We start from the raw sequence: 1,330 nt of genomic DNA, 5'->3' as shown, positions 1-1,330 counted from the left end.
GAAGAGAATGTCATAAACAGGACAATTAAATCGGTGTTGAAGAGTTCATATCAAAACCTTGAGATTATTATGGTTGATGATGGTTCAACAGATGGTACATCAAAGGCTGTTACTGAAGCTTTTAAAAACAATGACAAGTTTCGTCTTCTTCGAAAGAAAAACGGAGGAAAGGCTGCGGCGGTCAATTTGGGTATCCAAAAAGCACAAGGAGATATTATTGTGTCAATTGATGCCGATACCATTATTTCACCTGAAGCTATATCGCTTATGGTGAGACACTTTAACGATGAAAAAGTAGGAGCGGTATCTGGGAACATCAAAGTAGGAAATGTCCGTAATTTATTAACAACATGGCAGCATATTGAATATGTGTCAGGTTTTAATTTAGAGAAACGTGCTTTTTCCATGCTTAATTGCGTGACGGTTGTTCCGGGCGCAATAGGAGCATGGCGAAAAAAACTTGTTCAAGAATTAGGATATTTTACGGCCGATACATTAGCCGAAGATACAGACATGTCTCTGCGTATATTGCGCAGCGGTTATAAAATTTCAATTGAAGAGAAAGCAAGTGCATATACAGAAGCACCGGAAAAGCGTAAAGACTTTCTCAAACAGCGCCATCGCTGGAACTTTGGGACTTTACAGTGCTTGTGGAAGCATAAAAGAGCTTTTGGAGGGCGCAAGCATAAAGCATTAGGTTTTATGGCTCTTCCCAATATGCTGCTGTTTCAATTTATTTTTCCTTTATTTGCACCGTTTTTAGACCTTTTATTTGTTTTGAGGCTATGTACTGGAGATGTGAAACATTCGGTTCTTCTATACGGATGCTACTTTATTGTTGATTTTCTTGTTTGCTTAGTGGCCTTTAGAGTAGAGCGAATAAGCAGTAAACCATTGATTGCTCTAGTGATACAAAGAATTGTGTATCGCTACTTATTACTATGGGTAGCTTGGAAGGCAGTTTTAGCTGCATTAAAAGGAACAAAAGTAGGATGGAACAAATTAAAACGCTCCGGAAATTTGCAGGTAACAAGAGACGGTTCACCTGAGAGAACTGGGTGAAATTGCACTATTTAACGAGGTTAATTAGCTTTTGCTGATTAACCTTTTTTATTAGAAAAACAGTAAAGAGTTCGCTTAATAATGATAGTTAAAAGAACCTTCATTTTTACGCGTATCCATAGGGGTCATTCAACATCCTTTTCTTGTTCTTTGAAAAGCCGTTTTGTGCACGTGCATATCAGTGTACCTATGATAAAATGTCAGAGAATAACGCTTATTTGACTAATTCATTACAGTTGTATCAACAAAGGAAGCTTGTTATTGGAGA

1 protein-coding gene is annotated in these 1,330 nt (G+C 37.6%); it reads left to right on the top strand.

All coding sequences use genetic code 11. The annotated features are described in order from the left end of the window. Nucleotides 1–1,062, top strand: a 1,062-nt coding sequence (locus RB298_RS01230; protein WP_486045367.1) for a glycosyltransferase family 2 protein, incomplete at its 5' end; no start/stop codon positions are given. Nucleotides 1,063–1,330: the final 268 nt, after the last annotated feature.

It is taken from the genome of Priestia sp. BR_2, assembly GCF_041954005.1.
In the GTDB taxonomy this organism is placed as follows: domain Bacteria; phylum Bacillota; class Bacilli; order Paenibacillales; family Paenibacillaceae; genus Paenibacillus_AQ; species Paenibacillus_AQ lautus_A.
Note: the sequence above shows the minus strand (reverse complement) of the source record. Positions and strands in the feature narration are given on the sequence as shown.